General features: G+C 58.7%; 12 protein-coding genes. 1 reads left to right on the top strand and 11 read right to left on the bottom strand.

Features of this window, described 5'->3' with window-relative positions:
* Positions 1–31: 31 nt before the first annotated feature.
* From AC3DKS_RS09310 to AC3DKS_RS09265, 10 genes are all read right to left on the bottom strand, one after another.
* Entirely contained in the window at positions 32–568 is a 537-nt protein-coding gene (locus tag AC3DKS_RS09310; RefSeq protein ID WP_272607708.1) for a GyrI-like domain-containing protein, read from the bottom strand.
* Positions 565–1,920, bottom strand: coding sequence for an ADP-ribosylglycohydrolase family protein (locus tag AC3DKS_RS09305; RefSeq protein ID WP_420593379.1), 1,356 nt, complete (start codon positions 1,918–1,920; stop codon positions 565–567). The genes AC3DKS_RS09310 and AC3DKS_RS09305 overlap by 4 nt, the downstream gene beginning before the upstream one ends.
* Before the next feature lie 22 nt (positions 1,921–1,942).
* Complete coding sequence (locus AC3DKS_RS09300) at positions 1,943–4,132, bottom strand: xanthine dehydrogenase family protein molybdopterin-binding subunit (protein ID WP_272607710.1); 2,190 nt, start codon at positions 4,130–4,132, stop codon at positions 1,943–1,945.
* Positions 4,129–4,611, bottom strand: coding sequence for a (2Fe-2S)-binding protein (locus AC3DKS_RS09295; RefSeq protein WP_272607711.1), 483 nt, complete (start codon positions 4,609–4,611; stop codon positions 4,129–4,131). The genes AC3DKS_RS09300 and AC3DKS_RS09295 overlap by 4 nt, the downstream gene beginning before the upstream one ends.
* Before the next feature lie 66 nt (positions 4,612–4,677).
* Entirely contained in the window at positions 4,678–6,228 is a 1,551-nt protein-coding gene (locus AC3DKS_RS09290) for a bifunctional GNAT family N-acetyltransferase/carbon-nitrogen hydrolase family protein (protein WP_272607712.1), read from the bottom strand.
* 255 nt (positions 6,229–6,483) lie between these two features.
* Positions 6,484–7,731: a M48 family metallopeptidase gene (locus AC3DKS_RS09285; protein ID WP_272607713.1), complete on the bottom strand. Its 1,248-nt coding sequence runs from the start codon at positions 7,729–7,731 to the stop codon at positions 6,484–6,486.
* 23 nt (positions 7,732–7,754) lie between these two features.
* On the bottom strand, positions 7,755–8,576 hold the full coding sequence (locus AC3DKS_RS09280) for a TrmH family RNA methyltransferase (protein ID WP_272607714.1): 822 nt from the start codon (positions 8,574–8,576) through the stop codon (positions 7,755–7,757).
* Positions 8,577–8,716: 140 nt separating this feature from the next.
* Entirely contained in the window at positions 8,717–10,003 is a 1,287-nt protein-coding gene (locus AC3DKS_RS09275) for an amidohydrolase family protein (RefSeq protein ID WP_272607715.1), read from the bottom strand.
* Between the two features lie 25 nt (positions 10,004–10,028).
* Positions 10,029–12,977 carry an amidohydrolase family protein gene (locus tag AC3DKS_RS09270; protein ID WP_272607716.1) on the bottom strand — a complete coding sequence of 983 codons (2,949 nt, stop codon included), beginning with the start codon at positions 12,975–12,977 and terminating at the stop codon, positions 10,029–10,031.
* 140 nt (positions 12,978–13,117) lie between these two features.
* The gene (locus AC3DKS_RS09265; RefSeq protein WP_272607717.1) at positions 13,118–14,269 is read right to left on the bottom strand and encodes a DUF3810 domain-containing protein; all 1,152 of its coding nucleotides are present in this window, start codon (positions 14,267–14,269) and stop codon (positions 13,118–13,120) included.
* Between the two features lie 32 nt (positions 14,270–14,301).
* On the opposite strand from AC3DKS_RS09265, the gene AC3DKS_RS09260 reads away from it, so the two are divergent.
* Positions 14,302–15,765, top strand: a complete 1,464-nt coding sequence (locus AC3DKS_RS09260) for an aminoacyl-histidine dipeptidase (RefSeq protein ID WP_272607718.1) — start codon at positions 14,302–14,304, stop codon at positions 15,763–15,765.
* A gap of 48 nt (positions 15,766–15,813) precedes the next feature.
* Here AC3DKS_RS09260 and AC3DKS_RS09255 read toward each other — a convergent pair whose 3' ends face one another.
* The gene (locus tag AC3DKS_RS09255; RefSeq protein ID WP_272607719.1) at positions 15,814–16,935 is read right to left on the bottom strand and encodes a peptidylprolyl isomerase; all 1,122 of its coding nucleotides are present in this window, start codon (positions 16,933–16,935) and stop codon (positions 15,814–15,816) included.
* Positions 16,936–16,939 lie beyond the last annotated feature (4 nt).

Here is a 16,939-nt window from a genome sequence, read left to right as displayed (position 1 = left end):
CCGGCAACATGAGAAACCGGGATTTCATTCCTCAAGAAATCGTACCCTGCTCGCCATGTGGGCGGACGGGGATCCAGAGATCCTCCTCGGATTCCGGGTGGTTGCCTTTATAGGCCGCCCCCATCACAGCCAGGTGGGGCCGGTTGTCCAGCTGGTAGGTGGACGAAATCAGCCTTTCCTCCAGGATCCTTCGGTAGAATGGGGCCACGTCCGCGGGGGTTCCCCTATATCTGAATACGGCGTACAATCCTTCCGGCAAGACCAGCTTGTCGAATTTCCCGGGCATGTCCTCCCAGGATTGTACAGGGACCGCTGCCCATTTTATAAACCTCCTGTTCGGGTCGAAAGCCCGGAAATATGCCAGGTCGGGATAGATGTCAACGGCGTAAAGTTCGGCGGACATCCGGTTGGGTACCTGCCCCAATTGGGGCATAAAGGATTGCCAGAGTTCCCGCGTCCGGTTTTCGACCAGGGACATTTTACAATTGAGACCTGCCAGGCGGGTTTCCGGCAGTTTTTCTATCCTCGGGAATATAGCTTCGCTATGGTTCTTTTTTCTGATTGTCAATCGGTTTTTCGTTTTGGCATCCCCGGAAATTCACCCAATGGGATGTGCCAGTTGTTGCCGCCAGCGTCCTGGTGACCCTGCATCAACTCCGGGACCACCCTGTCGATGATACCCAGACCTGTTTGCGCCATGTTTGGGAATGTGTCGATGCCATCCCTGGGAAAATTTTGCCGGGTGCGGTGGATATTGAAACGATCTGAAAATTTGCGGCCAAAGAGGGCTTCGATTTGCTTTTTTCCGGACAGGAAGCCCAGCAACCCCCCCCAGGTAGCTGTCGGGTTGTCGGAGTCCCACCCACAAAGCGTTCCGATTTTAATAGTTTCTTTAAAATCTCCCTTTCCATAAAACAGACTGACCAGGCTTGCCGCAAAGTTGATTCCGGCCGCAAAGCATCCGTTGCAGTACAGGTTTTGGGAGGTGATATGGTAGCCATCCAGTTCGTCAACCTGATACCGCTGGTAAATGGAATCCCGGGTCTGTTCCCAGGGAATGCCCGAGTCAAATTTGGACTTCACAAAATCATACATTTTCCCGGCATAGCCGGAATCCGTCAAATGACTCCTGGCGGCTTCCGCCATCCCGAAGACCACCTCCCCCTTCGGCCTACTCGTATCCGCCAGGGGTGCAAGTGCATGCATCACCACATAGAATTCAGCGATGTGTGCGGCCTGGGATCTGGCCGTGGTCCGGATAGGTAAATGCGCCAGTCGCAGTGCCACATCCGGGCGTCCCGGGGCAAACAACCCGAAAATTTCGGTTGTTAACTGCGCATCGATCATTTCCCAGTGCTCGTTGAGATTCGGGGCGCTTGTTTGCGGCGGCAATACGCCTTCCTGCATGAGGTCCAGCGCCTTTTGGTTGGAAACCCACAGGTAATTCTCTTCCCCGGTGCGAATATGACGGAGCCAGCCTTTGCGGATTTGTTCCGGGGTGAGCAACGGGGTTGGGCTCTCCGCCAACAGGTACTGGTACATATACTCGATGTCCGTGTCGTCGTCCGCCCCCCAAATACTGTCCGGACCCCGGAATACAAAGTCGATGGTTGGGGAAAGGTCACTCGGGCTGTCGGGGTTAAATATACTGGGATGGTCCGGTTGGCCCCAATCCGCCCGCGTATAAAAATCCCCGGTTCGGATCTCCCCGATGTTCCCGATTTTGTCCATTTCGGTGACCAACCCCGTCCAATTGGCGATGCAGGCCCCGAGCCAGAAGCCCTCGAGGCGGTCGGCATAGGCAGCCCGGTTGATGACCAGCGTATCCGTTGCGGAAGATGCAGCCCACTGCTGGGCGTTTCCGGCCAGGCCGATTGCCAGGACCAGAAGCAGGACGCATAAATGCTTTAATGATAACATATTACGAAGTGGTTTCACCCAGTTAAGCATTATTGTTGTTGAGTACCTGCAGCACGCGTTCCGGGGTGAACGGTAAGTGCCGCAGGGATTTCCCGGTGAGCTTCAAAAATGCATTCGCAATGGCGCCCGCCACCAGGGGTGTGCCGGTTTCACCTACGCCTTCCGGATGCGCATGTGCCGGGATGATGACCGTATCGATGTGCTCCGGGGCATCCTCCATGCGCAATAGCTGGTAATCGTTGAAATTCGACTGTTCCACGCGGCCGTCCCGGATGGAAATTCGCTCGTGGAGCACACTGCTCATGCCCATCAGGATCCCGCCCTCCATCTGGGCCACAATGTTGTCCGGATGGATGGCAATACCGGGATCCACGGCGCACCAGAACCGATGGACGGTAATCTTCCCGGAATCCCGGTTAAGGGAGATCTCACATATACCCGTCCCGAGAGAACCGTGCTCTACAAATGCCACTCCCTTTGCCCGTCCCTCTGGTGAAGGGGCTTCCCAATCCGCCATTTCGGCTGCTTTTTCAAGTGTGGCCAGCGCACGCGGGGATTCGGCCATCAATTCCCGCCTCAGTTCCAGCGGGTCCCGCCCCAGTTCGCGAGCCATCAAATCCAGGGTGCTTTCGATGGCGAACTTGTTCGGCCCATGGCCTACGGACCGCCAGTGTTTGATACGCACCCCATGCCGCGTTTCCCGCCATTCGGCAAATTGGTTCGGGATGTTGTAGTGGTCGTTGTGAATCCCGCTGGCAACCAGGTTACCGCCGTCGCCGACCACGCAATGGGACAACCCCGTGATGCTCCCGCGGGGATCTGCACAGATGCGAAGGCGCTGCAAGCTCATCGGGCGGAAGGCACCGTACCGCACGTCGTCTTCCCGCGTCCAGATAAGCTTGACGGGGGACGGCGCGACTTCCTTCGCCAGCAGGGCGCATTCTGTGATAAAATCGTTCATACTGCGACGACCAAAACCCCCGCCGAGGTACTGAAGGTTGATCCGGACTTTTTCAGGCGCGATCCCCAGCAATTCCGGGAGGCCCAGTTTGGCGTCCGGTCCTTGCTGGCTGCCGACCCAGGCTTCAGCCTCCTGGCCATCAGCCCCCACACGGACCACCGCATTGAGTGGCTCCAGCTGCGCATGATAGATAAAGTCGTTCCTGAAATCGGCCTGTAGCTGACGGTTGGCCGATTCCCATGCCTGGCTGACGTCCCCCGTTTCCACGATAACCTCACCGGTTTCCGGGGCTGAGACGATTTGCTCGTAATCCCCGAAGGCAGCTGAGGAATCAAAACCGCTTGCCTGGGCATCCCCCCAATCGATCTGCAGGCGTTTTTTGGCTTCCAGGGCAGTCTCCAGGGTAGTGGCAACCAGGCCAACGGCATAGTCCAGATGTACAATTTTAAGGACCCCGTCCATGGCAGCTATGTCCGTTTCGTTTTTCAGTGTTGGGGCCGCACCATGCAGGTTTCCGCGTTCCAGTACCCCGTAGACCATGTCAGGCAGGCGCACATCGATTGCGAATACGGCGCTGCCATCCACTTTCTCAGGGATTTCCTTCCGCTGCAGGTCCCGGCCGATTAACCGGTAGAATTCAGGTGATTTGAGTTCCAGGTTTGCCGGAATGGATTCCGGTATTTCCAGTTTGTCAACCACCTCGCCATAGGCCATCTGCCGGTTCGATGCAGGGTGCAAAACGTAACCGGGTTCCGTGGTTAACTCCTCCAGAGGCACCTCCCAATGCAACGCTGCTGTGTACATCAGGATATACCGGGCTTCGGCGCCAGCTCGTCGCATCACGTCAAAATAGCTGTTGGTGGTGCGGCTGCCTACGGTAAACATGAGCTTGGTGTCCGGGGCCCAGCCCGGGGACCCGTAAATTTCGGTTTCCTGGGGGGAGAATGCCACCCGCACGCGGCTCCAGTCGGCATCCATTTCCTCGGCAAATATCAGGGGAAGCGACGTCATGGAACCCTGGCCCATTTCGGCCGCCGGGTTCAGGATTGTCAGGTCACCCTCGGGAGAGAGCCGGACCCAGGCGGTCAGCGGGTTTTCTTCCAGGGTCCTCTCAATGGTCTTCCGGTCTTCGCAGGAAATCAACCCGGGGAGGATGCCGGACACGCCGATATACAGCGTAAACCCACCGGATACTTTCAGGAAATTGCGACGGCCCTCATGGGCGCCCTGTATGGATGAATATTGTTTCATGGTTCTTGATCCAGGGGTTTGCGCATCCCGGAAGCGAGCCCGATGGCTGCCTCAATGCGGAGGTAGGTACCGCACCGGCAAAGGATCGGGTTCATATGGCTCCGTATTTCATCGCGGGTCGGATTCGGGTTCTGCTCCAGCAGGGCAGCTGCCTGCATGATCTGACCGGACTGGCAGTAACCGCACTGGGGTACCTGTGCACGGATCCAGGCCTGCTGGAGGGGATGGTCGCCGCTGACTGACAGGCCTTCGATGGTCGTGATTTGCTGTCCCCTGGCTACATCCGTGGCCCGGAGGATACAGGCACGCATCGGTTGGTTGTCGACATGTACCGTACAGGCCCCGCATTGGGCAATCCCGCAACCGTATTTGGTGCCGGTGAGCCCCAGGTGTTCCCTCAGGACCCAGAGCAGGGTTGAACCCTCAGGGACATCCGTTTCCAGTCGTTCCCGATTGATATTGAAAGTAAGTTTTGCCATACCTGCAAGAATGAAGCAAAAAGGTACGGAAAAGTTCCCGGAATGTGAATCTGCCTGATTGGGCAGTTATTCGCCCGATTCCCGGCGGCGCGACCGTTTCCTTTTCAGTTCAAAAAGGTCCAGGCGCCGGTCCTTCAGGTTGCGGACGCTTCCCAATTGGTTGAGTTCGAGCAGCAGGTCCATGTCCAGGTCGGCAATGAGGATCATCTCCGTATTCGGTGTCGCCTCGGCCTTAACCCCGTCTGAGGGAAAGGCAAAGTCGCACGGGGTGAGCACGGCAGACTGGGCATACTGGATGTCCATGTTGTGGACCTTGGGCAGGTTCCCCACGCTGCCGGCAATGGCCACGTAGCATTCGTTCTCGATGGCACGGGCCTGGGCGCAATTCCGCACCCGGGAATACCCGTTCTGGGTATCGGTCAGGAAAGGGACGAACAGGATATCCAGGCCCTCGTCCGCCAACAGGCGGCTGAGTTCGGGAAATTCCACATCATAGCAGATCAATACCCCCACCTTTCCGCAGTCCGTGTCAAAAGACCGGAGCGTATCGCCTCCCTGCATCCCCCACAAACGGGCTTCGTCCGGGGTCATGTGCAGCTTGTCGTAGCGCTCTGTGGTACCGTCCCGACGGCACAGGTAACCGGCGTTGAAGAGCAGCCCGTCCCGGATTTCCGGCATGCTCCCGGTAATCACGTTGATGTTGTAGGAGATGGCGAGCTCCGAAAACCGACGGACCACTTCCGGGGTGTGCTGGGCCAGCATCCGGATGGCCTCGGATTCCGGCAGGTGGTTGTAGGCCGCCATTAGTGGCGCGTTGAAGAATTCCGGGAAAAGCGCAAAGTCCGACCGGTACTCCGATACGGAATCCAGGAAGTATTCGGCTTGCTGCATCACCCCGTCCAGATCCTTGTAGTGCCGCATCTGCCACTGCACCAGCCCGAGGCGGACCACTTTCTTCCTGCTCGCCGCCTTCCGGGTGGGCTTTTCGTAGTAGATATTGTCCCACTCCATCAGCACGGCAAACCCGTTGCTGTCGTTGTCGCCTTTCAGGTACCCCTTCATGATTTTTGACGGGTGGAAGTCGTTGGCAATCTGGAAATTCAGCACCGGGTCGTCGAGTTCCCGCCTCCGGACCTTGTCGATGTATTGCTTGGGGGTAAGTTCCCCGCTGTGGAGGTGGTAGTTGGGCATCCGGCCCCCGAAGGCAATTCCCTTGAGGTTCAGCTTTTCCGTGAGTTCCTTCCGGTAGTCGTACAGGCGTCGCCCCAGACGCAGCCCCCGGAATTCGGGTTTGATAAAGATATCGATGCCGTAGAGCACGTCCCCTTCCGGCGTATGCGTGTTGAACGAATCGTTGCCGGTGATGTCCTCGTAAGTGTGGGCCCCGTCGAGGACGCCGCTGTCGACGATGATGGACAGGGCGCAGCCCGCCAGGGAGTTGTTGATCTTGATCACCACCTGGCCTTCCGGGAATTTGCGGATGAGCGATCGGATGTCGGCCTTTTGCCAGTAATCTTCCTGCATGCTCGGGTAGGCCTCGATCATCGCCTCTTTGAGCTCCTGATAGTCCTTCAGGGTCAGGTATTGCAATTCGATGTTCTCGATGTTCGTTTTCATATATGGGAGGATCTATTAGGGCCGTTCGCCGTGGAATCCTGCGCAAAGGTAAGGTGTTCGCGGGATACTTGGTTCGGACTTTGCAGAGGGATCTCACAGGGCGTACCCGCACAAGAAGGGCGCACCCGCACGAGGATCAGGTCTTGCAGGCGAATCCCGCCTTACTGTCCGGCCCGTCGCATTCCGCTTTACCGTCCAGCCCATCGCATCCCGCCTTACCGTCCCGCCCGATACTGTCCCGCTCGTCGCGTCCGGTTACTCCTTCCGATCCTCCTGCTGCAGCTTTCGGATCCGCTCGGCCAGGGGTGGGTGGGAATAGCGCACAAAAACATAGGCCGGGTGGGGGGTGAGGTTGCTGAGGTGGTTTTCGGAGAGCTTTTTCAGGGAAGTAACCAGGGGTTCTGCCGCGTAGGTTTCCCGGGCAAAGGCATCTGCCTGGAATTCGAATTTTCTGGAAATAAAATTCATCGCCAGGCCGGTAATTTCAGATATCGGACTGTACAGCAAAGCAAAACTCAGCAAGGCGGCGTGGAAACTGGGCCGGTCCACCCCGATGGCCAGGGACAGACCCGGGTGGTTGATAAAGAGGGACAGGATATACAGGGTAAGGCCCGTCAGGGCGAGGGAGGCCGCCAGATTGAACAGGATATGGTTGCGTTTGTAGTGCCCCACCTCATGTGCGAGGACTGCCACCACCTCTTCTTCGTCGAGGTCCCCGATCAGCGTATCGTACAGGGTCACCCGCTTTTGGGTCCCGAACCCCGAAAAATAGGCATTGGCCTTGGTGGAGCGGCGCGACCCGTCGATGACGAAGATCTTTTTCAGTTCAAACCCAACCCGGCGTGCATATTCGTGAATCCGGTCTTTCAGCGGCCCGTCCTCCAGGGGTTCCTGCCGGTTGAAGAGCGGGACGAACACCCGGCTGTACAACAGGTTTGTCAGGACCGTGAACACCCCGATAAGCAGCCAGGCATAGATCCAGAAACCCGGCCCGGCCCACCGGTAGAATACCATGACCAGGGCGAGCAAACCGCCCCCCAGTATCATCGCGAGCGCCCAGCCTTTGAGCTTGTCCGCCCAGAAAAGGGCAACCGTTTGCTTGTTGAAACCAAACCGCTCCTCGATGACAAAGGTCCGGTACCAGGAAAAAGGCAGCCCGATGAGTTCCCCTCCCAGGAACAGCAACCCGAAAAACACGAGCGCCTGTCCGATAGGGTCCTGGCTTATGGATATCGCCAGGGTATCCAGCCAGCCAAAACCGCCAAATACCAGGAATCCCAGGGTAGCCAGGAGCGAAGCTGTCGAAGCGGCGAACCCGAAGCGGTAATTCGCCCGGTTGTAAGACTGGGTTTTCTCATAGGCCTCCCGGTTGTACAGGTCGGCCACTTCTTCCGGGGGTGGGTTCCCGAACCGCCGGGCATTCAGATACTCCAGGAGCGTATCTGCCAGGTAATCCAGGATGAGTATGCCGATGATCAGGTAATACAGCGCTTCTGAGGTCATAGATTCAGGGGTTGGCAATGAAATCAGGGATTGGTAATATTTTCAAATCCGCGTTGCCGGCGTGCCTCAAACAGCAAAACGGCGGCTGCCACGGATACATTCATGGAATCGATGGCCCCGGCCATCGGGATTTCCACACAGGCCTCCGCCTGCCGGGTCCATGCCTCCGTCAGGCCGGTGGCTTCCGTTCCTACGGCGATAGCGGACGCCCCCAGGTAGTCTGCCTGGTCGTACCGCACCGAACCGCCGAGGCTGGCGGCGTATACGGCAATATCCCGGGCCTTCAGGTAAGCCAGGGCTTCCTCTGTGGAGGCCTGGGCCACCGGGACGGTAAACAGGCAACCGACGCTCGACCGGATGACATTCGGGTTATAGAGGTCCCCCTTCAGGTCGGCCACAATAACGGCATCGAGGGACGCAGCGTCTGCCGTCCGCAACAGGGCCCCCAGGTTACCCGGTTTTTCCGGGGCCTGGGCAACCAGGATCAGCGGGTTTTTCCCTTCGAGTTCCAGGTCCTGCAAACGGTGCTCCCGGGCTTCCACCAGGCCGATTACCCCTTCCGTCTTGCCCCGGTAGGCCAGGTGGCTGTATACCTCCGGAGACAGGCTCACCCACGAACAGCCGGCCCGGTCGCTCAGGGCCTGCCGCCGCTCATCGCCCAGGATTTCCGGGCAGTAGTACAGCATCCGGATGCGGTATCCGCCCTGCAGCGCCAGCCCGAGTTCCCGGTATCCTTCCAGGACGAATACCCCGGATTTACGGCGGTCCCTGGACTTCTGGCTCCAGTGTTGCAGTTGCCGGATTTCCGGGTTCTGGATACTGCTGATATGTTTTATTGCGTCCATAGCTGAACAAAAAAACGGAACGACCCTGGGGTGTTCCGTTTCAAATATAGGGTTAATTCGGCGTCTGACATCGGAGGGTCGCCGGGGCTCCTGCCGGAGACGGGGTCCCTCAGGTTGTCCCGTAACGGTGGCCGCCCAGCTTACCGCTGCCCGTACTTCCCGGCATACCGCTTCCAGAGTTCCGTCTGGTGGGTTTCCAGGGAGATTTCCCGCCCGTCGATAAAGGCGTGGGTCAGCTGGTTGGTCCGCATGTCCAGGGCATCCCCTTCGGAAATAAACAGGGTAGCACTCTTGCCCTCTGCCAGGGTCCCGTACCGGTCGTCGATCCCGAGGATTTTGGCGGTATTCCCGGTAATGAGCTGGAGGGCCTTTTCCCGGTCCAGGCCAAATCCGGCCACATGTCCTGCGTAAAAGGGCAGGTTCCGGGTTTGGAAATTGGCCATGTCTTCATTTTGCAGGCCCACCAGTATCCCCGCATCGGCCAGGATCTTCGGGAGTTTGTAGGGCAAATCGTAATCGTCGTCGTCCAGTTCCGGGAGCATGTGGGGCTGGTTGACCAGGACCGGGATGTCGTGCTCTTTGAGGAATTCGGTTACCTGGTGTGCCTGGTAGCCCCCTACCAGGACTATTTTGGCCACCCCGGCCTCCTTCAGGGCGCTCACGCCGTCAATGATTTCGCGTTCCCCGTTGGCGTAGACATACAGGCGCTGGGTACCGTCAAAAAGGCCTTGCATCGCCTCGAATGCCGGGTTGAGCGGGGCGGAGCCCCCTTTGCCATACGCGTGGGCATTCCGGATAAATTCAAGGATTTCCTGCTGGTCGCTTTCGTAATCCTTGTTCGGTCGGAGGCCACGGGGTTCCCCGAGCCACCAACGGCCCCTGCGGAAGGAACGCGGCCAGTGCATATGAATACCGTCATCGGCCTGTACCACGGCGTCCTCCCAGTTCCATGCATCGAACTGTACAATGGAGGAGGTGCCGGAGATGGTCCCCCCCTGAGGCGTCGCCTGGCCGAGCAGCACCCCGTTGGGCCGCATGCTCTCCACCACCTTGGATTCGGCGTTGTAGGCAATCAGGCTGCGTACATGGGGAATCATTCCCCCTATTTCATCCTCGTCATCCGAGGGGCGCACTGCGTCGATTTCCACGAGGCCCAGGGATTTCACCGGGGCGATGATGCCGGGATAGACGTGTTTCCCGGCGGCGTCGATGACCCGGCCCGTGGGGGTTACTCCAGCCCCGATGGCTGTGATAACGCCCGCTTCGAAAACGACGGTGCCATTTTCAACGGTGGTGCCGTCGCCCAGGTGCAGGGTAGCCCCGGTAATACTGATGGTCTCGCTCTGGGCAGGGGCCGGGGTTTGCTGGGCAACCAGGCTCCCTGTGGCCAGTAGCAGTAAACTTACTATGAATTGAATACGTTGCATACGTGTCATTTTTTGAGTTGGAGGATTACAGGCTGTCGCAGTGGAAGCGTTCCCTGCGGTTTTGACGGGGGGGCCGCTTGGTACCCCCGTCCTTTTCCTGCAGCATCATGTTGATGAGCGTATTCCGCTCCCGGTCGATGCGTTGCCGGATTTGCTTGTCCCGTTCCAGGTCAAAGTACGGGATCCCTTCGATGTAGGTCTTTTCCGCGCGGGAATAGACCGAAAGCGGGTGTCCCGACCACAGGACCACATCGGCGTCCTTGCCTTCGGCAATACTGCCTGTCCGGTGGTCCAGGTGCAGCAGTTTGGCCGGGTTGATGGTCACCATCTTCCAGGCTTCCTCCTCGCTCATCCCACCGTATTTGACCGTCTTGGCGGCCTCCTGGTTCAGTCGGCGGGACATCTCGGCATCGTCGCTGTTGATGGCGGTGGTTACGCCGGCACGGGTCATGATGGCGGCGTTGTAGGGAATCGCGTCGTTTACTTCGAACTTATAGGCCCACCAGTCGCTGAAAGTGGAACCGCCCACGCCGTGTTCGGCCATCTTGTCGGCCACCTTGTATCCTTCCAGAATGTGCGTGAAGGTATTGACCCGGAAGCCCATTTTTTCGGCTACCTTCATCAGCATGTTGATTTCGCTCTGAACGTAGGAGTGGCAGGAAATAAATCGCTCCCCCCGGAGGATTTCCGCCAGGGTCTCCATTTCCTCATCGTGCCGGTAGGGCTCCCCGGAATCCTTTTTGGCCTGGTATTCTTTGGCCCGCTGGAAGTAATTCAGGAAGACCTGCTCCACGCCCATCCGCGTTTGCGGGAACCGGTCAAAACTCTGCCAGTTGCTCTGTTTGACATTTTCACCCAGGGCGAATTTGATAAATTTCGGCATGTCCTCGTAGAGCATCTCATCGGCAGGCCGGCCCCACTTCAGTTTGAAAATGGCCGACTGGCCCCCGATGGGGTTGGCCGATCCGTGCAGGAGTTGGATGGAGGTAACCCCTCCGGCCAGGTTCCGGTAGATATCCACATCTTCCGGGTCCAGAACGTCGGCCATACGGACTTCTGCCGAGGAATTGTGGCCCGCTTCGTTGATGGACACGCCGGCAATATGGCTGTGTTCGTCAATGATCCCGGCTGTCAGGTGTTTGCCGGTGGCGTCGATTACGCGGGCGCTTCCGGCATTGAGGCCCTGGCCGATACGGGCAATCTTCCCTTTGCGGATCAGTACGTCCGTATTTTCCAATACGCCTGCATCCTCGCTCGTCCATACCGTGGCATTCCGGAAGAGGACATCTTCCTGTGTCGGGAGGCTGGTGAAGCCATATCCGACATTCGGATAGGTCAGGGGAAGTACCTCCGGGGCATCCTCCTCTGCGGAGGACTTTTCGGCTACCTCCGGCTCAAAGGCCTGGGTCATCCGGGCGGTCATTCGGGTGGAATTCCCGTTGGGCAGAACGCCTTTCCCCTGAAGATGGTCGGAGCCTGCTGCCACCCGGGCCGTCATCCGGTAGCGTTCGCCCGAGTCGTTGAAACTGAGGTCCACCCAGTCGCCCGAGTAGCTCAGGCTGGATTTGAGTTGGGCCGTGTCCCGCATCACTTTGAGTTTCGGGGCAGCCGCCTTCCCGGAGATCTCAAGGGAATACGTTTTGCCCCCGGCGGCCAGGGAATAGGTACCCCGGATATCTTTCCGGCTCATATCCTCCAGCACCTCGCGCTTCCCGCGCACCCAGTTTTCGTACAGGGTAGTATTTTCGTCAAAAACGGGTCCGGAGGTAACCAGGAAATTTGCCAGCCTGCCCGGCTGCAGCGACCCGATTTCGGCGGATTTACCCAACAGGCGCGCCGGCACGGTAGTGAGTGCTTCCAGGGCCTGTTGTTCGGTAAGGCCGTGGGCCATGGCCTTGCGGATTTTTTTGAAAATGTCCGATTCGTTTTTTAACCCGTGCAGGGTGAAGGCAAAGGAAACCCCGTTCTCCGCGAGTACCCTCGGGTTGGTCGGGGCCTGGTTCCAGTGCTTCATATCTTCCAGGCTCACCAGTTGGGCTTCGTACGGGTTGGAGACGTCAAAGGCTTCCGGGAAATCCAGTGGCACGACCAGGGAAGCCCCGGTGGCCTTGATCTGTTCGATATTCTCGTATTCCTGTCCGCCGGCGAGCAGCACATAGGAGACCCCGAAGGCGTCGCCGATCCCATCCGCCCTGAGGACGTTGTCCTTGTCGCCCGCCGCAAAGAACTGTACAAGCCCTTTGTTGGCTATTAACGCTTCCAAAGACCGGTCTGTATTCGAGGTATTCCCCCGGGCATACCAGTCGGCATCGTGGTACATCTGCCGCAGCAGTGCCATGGCGCCCATCAGGGACGTCGGGTAGGACTGGCGGGAGGTCACGCTTTTCTCAAAGGAGAAATACTGGCCCGATTCGTCGTCCAGGACCCGGCGTGCATCGTCGTCCGATTCGCTCAGTGTGAGCAGTACCCCCGTACCCCGGGCGATACCGTCCTGCACATGGCTGTTCACCACCCCGAACCCGGCTTTGCGCAGGGAAGCGGCCTTGCCCTTGTCAAAGGAATAGGCTGCAATGGCCTGTTGTTCCGGACGGATATGGTCGTTCCAATAGAAGCCGTCCCGGCTGGCGTCGTACTGGGCGGTCCGGCCGGACCCCTGGGCCCGTTTGGGCTTTTCCATCCCAAAGCCCGAAAAAACGTCTATAAAGGAGGGGTAGATTGAATGTCCTTTCAGGTCGATTACCACGCTGTTGTCCGGAATTTGCACGGAAGTGCCGGCCTGGACCACCTTGCCGTTTTGGACCAAAAGGGTGCCGTTTTCGATTACCTGACCGGGTGCCGTATAAATCCGGGCATTGGTCAGGGCCGTGTAGTTGTCATTGGTCGCTTTAACGCCGTCGTTTTTTGGGAAGTATTCCTGGGCAAAAGCGAACATCCCCAGCCCCAGAAAGGCCAGGAGGGTTAATTTCCATTTCATGTGGTGCGGTAGTTTTGAATTAGCGGACTAAAAATAGGACAATCGGCCGGCCCCCCCGGATGCCCGCGGGACTTTAACAATTATTTAAGGAATACCCGCCCGGGTTAAGGAATGCCTGCCCGTGCGAGGCAGAGCGGGCTTTAATCTTCAGGAGCCGGGGCCGATGGCGGCGGCCCCGGCAATACCTCCAGCTCCCGCCTGTGGTAAGCCACCAGCAGGGAAACCACGCGGTTGTAGCTGGCGATCCCGTCGGCCTGACGGTTTGCCTCCAGGTATTTGCTGAACACGGCTTTAAAGACCGGCTCCAACGGATTTTCGTACGCCCCCCAAAATTCCTGCATTTCGGCGTAGTTGGAGCGGACCCCGGGATGGAGCCCGCGGGTAATCCGTTTGCGCTCCAGGCTGTCCACGCGGTTGATTTCCGCCAGGCAGTACCCCAGTCCGTAGGCGGACGCCGCATACTGGAAGTACGGGTCCGGATTCTTCTGGGTGACCAGGTATCCGATAAAATTGGTTTCGTTTTCTGCTGAATAGCCCAGTTGGTGGCCCACTTCATGCCCGCAGACCACCGGGTAGCGAAACAGCGGCAGGCGCCCGTTGACCTGTGCCTCCCCGGTAAAAGGGTTCAGGTACCCCCCGTATCCCATATAGGTAAGTGCGGTGCTGATCAGGGAGTTTTTCAGGCTGGGATGGCGGTAGGTAAATTCCGGGAAATCCCCGGAGATGTTTTGGTAAGCCGCCACGGTCATTTCCCGTATTTCCCCTTGCGAATAGGGCAGGCGTACCGGGGTGAGGGTATCCCCGGCAAGCGTCTCCTGCAGGGCATTCGACCGGGCGGCAAGCCACTCGGCTGTCTGCAGGAGTTCCTCCCGGGAGTATTCCTCGGACATCCCCAGGGCCGCCCCCAGGGGCTCCCGGAAATAATTCAGCCCCCAAAGCAGGTAGAAAGTGCCGTGCAGGATGGCAAACCCCGCAAGGAGGTCCCGCAGAAATCCGGGGATACGCCTGCGGACAGTTTTCAGCTTGCGAAAGAGCCACCAGAGCAGGAACGCCAGTAATCCGAGGTAGACCAGGTCGCCCACGGAGAAGGGAATCCACCCGTAGATTCGGCGGAAGAACCCGGAGAGGTAGGGGTAGAGCCCCCGGCTGTACCACTTTTCCACCCATTGGGGGGAGCTGGCTGCCCAGCGCACCAGCACCCATTGCAGGAGGAGGGATAGGGCCAGGATATTTTTGATCCGGTTGCGCATGCCCGCAAAAATAGCCAATTCGCTCGTGAGGCTGTGGGGCATTCCGTATTTTTGGCGGATTGAAACGATACCCTATGGAAGAGTTGGTTATTCGGGCGGAGCCCCGAACGGTTTGGAAACACTTTGAATCCCTGAGCGCCGTCCCGCGCCCGTCCAAGAAGGAAGACCGGGTGATCCGGTTTATCCTCGATTTCGGGGCGAACCTGGAGCTGGAGACCCGGCGGGATGCCGTGGGCAACGTGGTGATCCGCAAACCGGCCAGCAAGGGCATGGAAGGCCGTATGCCCGTGGTCTTGCAGGCCCACCTGGATATGGTGCACCAGAAGAACGACGCCACGGAATTCGATTTTGATAATGAAGGTATCCGGATGTATCGGGATGGCGACTGGGTGCGTGCACGCGGAACAACCCTGGGGGCAGACAACGGCCTGGGGGTTGCCGCCATCATGGCGGTCCTGGAGTCCGACGACCTGGCCCACCCGCCCCTGGAAGCCCTGTTCACCATCGATGAGGAAACCGGGATGACCGGGGCCAAAGGCCTTCAACCCGGATGGCTCAAGGGAAAAATCCTTCTGAACCTGGATACCGAGGAGGACGACGAGCTCAGTGTGGGCTGTGCCGGGGGCGTGGACGTCACCGGGACCTCCCGATATGAGGCAGCAGCGGTTCCCGCAGGTTGGAGGGGATATGAAATTCAACTCCTGGGCCTGCAGGGCGGGCACAGCGGCATGGACATCCACAAGGGTCCTGGAAACGCCAACAAATTGCTGGCCCGGCTTTTGTACGCCTGCTATGATGCCGGGGCCTGCGGGCTGCACTTCCTTACCGGGGGGACCCTGCGCAACGCCATCCCCCGAGAAGCCCGTGCAGTCCTTTCCCTGAACCCGGACCGGGAAAGTGCATTCCGCGAAGCTTTTGAGAGGGAACGGACCGCCCTGTTGGAGGAAAACCGGCAGTTGGAACCCGGGCTGGAGATTACCATGTCCCCGGCAGATGTAACCGGGGGCCTGCTGCCCGAAGACGATGCCGGCCGCCTGTTGCGCTGCCTGTTGGGATTGCACAACGGGGTGGTCGCGATGAGTGCGGAATTCCCCGGTCAGACGGAAACGTCCAACAATGTGGCCCGGGTGGCCGCCGGATCGGGCGAAATCCAAATAGGTTGCCTGGCCAGGTCTTCCCGGGAAGGCGCCAAGGAGGCGCTGGTGCGGCAGCTGGAGGCCGTATTTACTCTGGCGGGTTTCCGGACGGAAACCAGCGGGGAATATCCCGGGTGGGAACCCGCTCCGGATTCAGCCATCCTGGAACTCGTGACAAAGCGATACCGGGATCTTTTCGGGGAACCCCCTCGGATTCTGGCGGGGCACGGCGGCCTGGAATGCGGAATTATCAAAGACAAGTATCCCGACCTGGACATGATCAGCTTTGGGCCGACCATCCGGGGAGCCCACAGCCCGGATGAGCGGGCCAGCATCCCTTCAACCTCCAAATTCTGGAAGCTGCTCACGGACGTACTGGCGCATATTCCTGAAAGGAACTAACGCCCTGTCCGCTCCCTGATAGGGATTAAAGCCCAGTCCGTTCTGCGGTTATTCGCTACCCTCGATTTCGATTATTTCCAGGTCAAAAATCATGTCGGCCCCAGGAGGCACGGGGCCGTTGCCCTGGTCCCCATACGCCAGGTGGGAGGGGATAAACACCCGCCATTTGTCGCCCACTTCCATCAGCAGCAGGGCTTCCTTAAAGCCCGCGATCAGTTGCGTATCCGGGCTGTAGGGCATCGGGTAGGGGGTCAGCGAGCCCCGGTGCATCTGCATCAGACGGTCGAGTTCCCCGAATTCCCGTGCCACCGATTCATCCGAACTGTCGATCAGCGTCCCGTCTTCGAGCCAGCCGGAATAATTGACAAGTACCCGTTGCCCGATGGACGGTTTGGGACCTTCCCCTTCGTTCAGGACCAGGTATTGCAGCCCGGAGGGCAGGGATTCGGCCCGGGCTTTCTGGTCTGCGAATTCCGCTACATAGTCCTGTAATCTTTCCCGGCGGGCCGCTTCGGCAGCCTCCTCCTGGGCAAAGTAGTTGCGCATCACCTCCACTGCGTCGAAGTCCTTCGCGTCCCGGCCTTTGCGTACAATTTCAACGGTCTCCATCACCACGGAATCCAGGGGTTTGTTGCTGGCGGGGTCTACAGGGACGGCTGCAATGGAATCCACTACTTCGATCCCCTGGACCACCTCCCCGAATACCGTGTGGATGCCGTCCAGCCAGGGCGTCGGGGCATGTGTGATGAAAAACTGGCTGCCGTTTGTTTTGGTTCCCCCGGAATTGGCCATGGAGAGGATGCCTTTTCGGTCGTGGACCAGGGAATCCACGATTTCATTGGAAAACCGGTACCCGGGCGTACCCCGGCCGGTGCCCGTGGGGTCTCCCCCCTGGATCATAAAATCCTTCATCACGCGGTGAAACGTAACCCCATCGTAATAGGGCTTTCCCTTGAATTCCTCGCTGACAAACGGGCTGGTCCCTTCGGCCAGGGTCACGAAGTTCGCTACGGTAACCGGAGTCTGCTCGTATTCCAGCCGGAGGATAATTTCCCCCTGGTTGGTCTGCATTTCGGCGTAGAGCCCGTCGCCCAGATCGGCATATTGATTGGATTTACAGCCCGTGGCCAGCAGGCCGATCAGCAGGAGTAATGAGAATGTCTGTTTCATAGAA

It is taken from the genome of Robiginitalea sp., from assembly GCF_982776155.1.
Note: the sequence above shows the minus strand (reverse complement) of the source record. Positions and strands in the feature narration are given on the sequence as shown.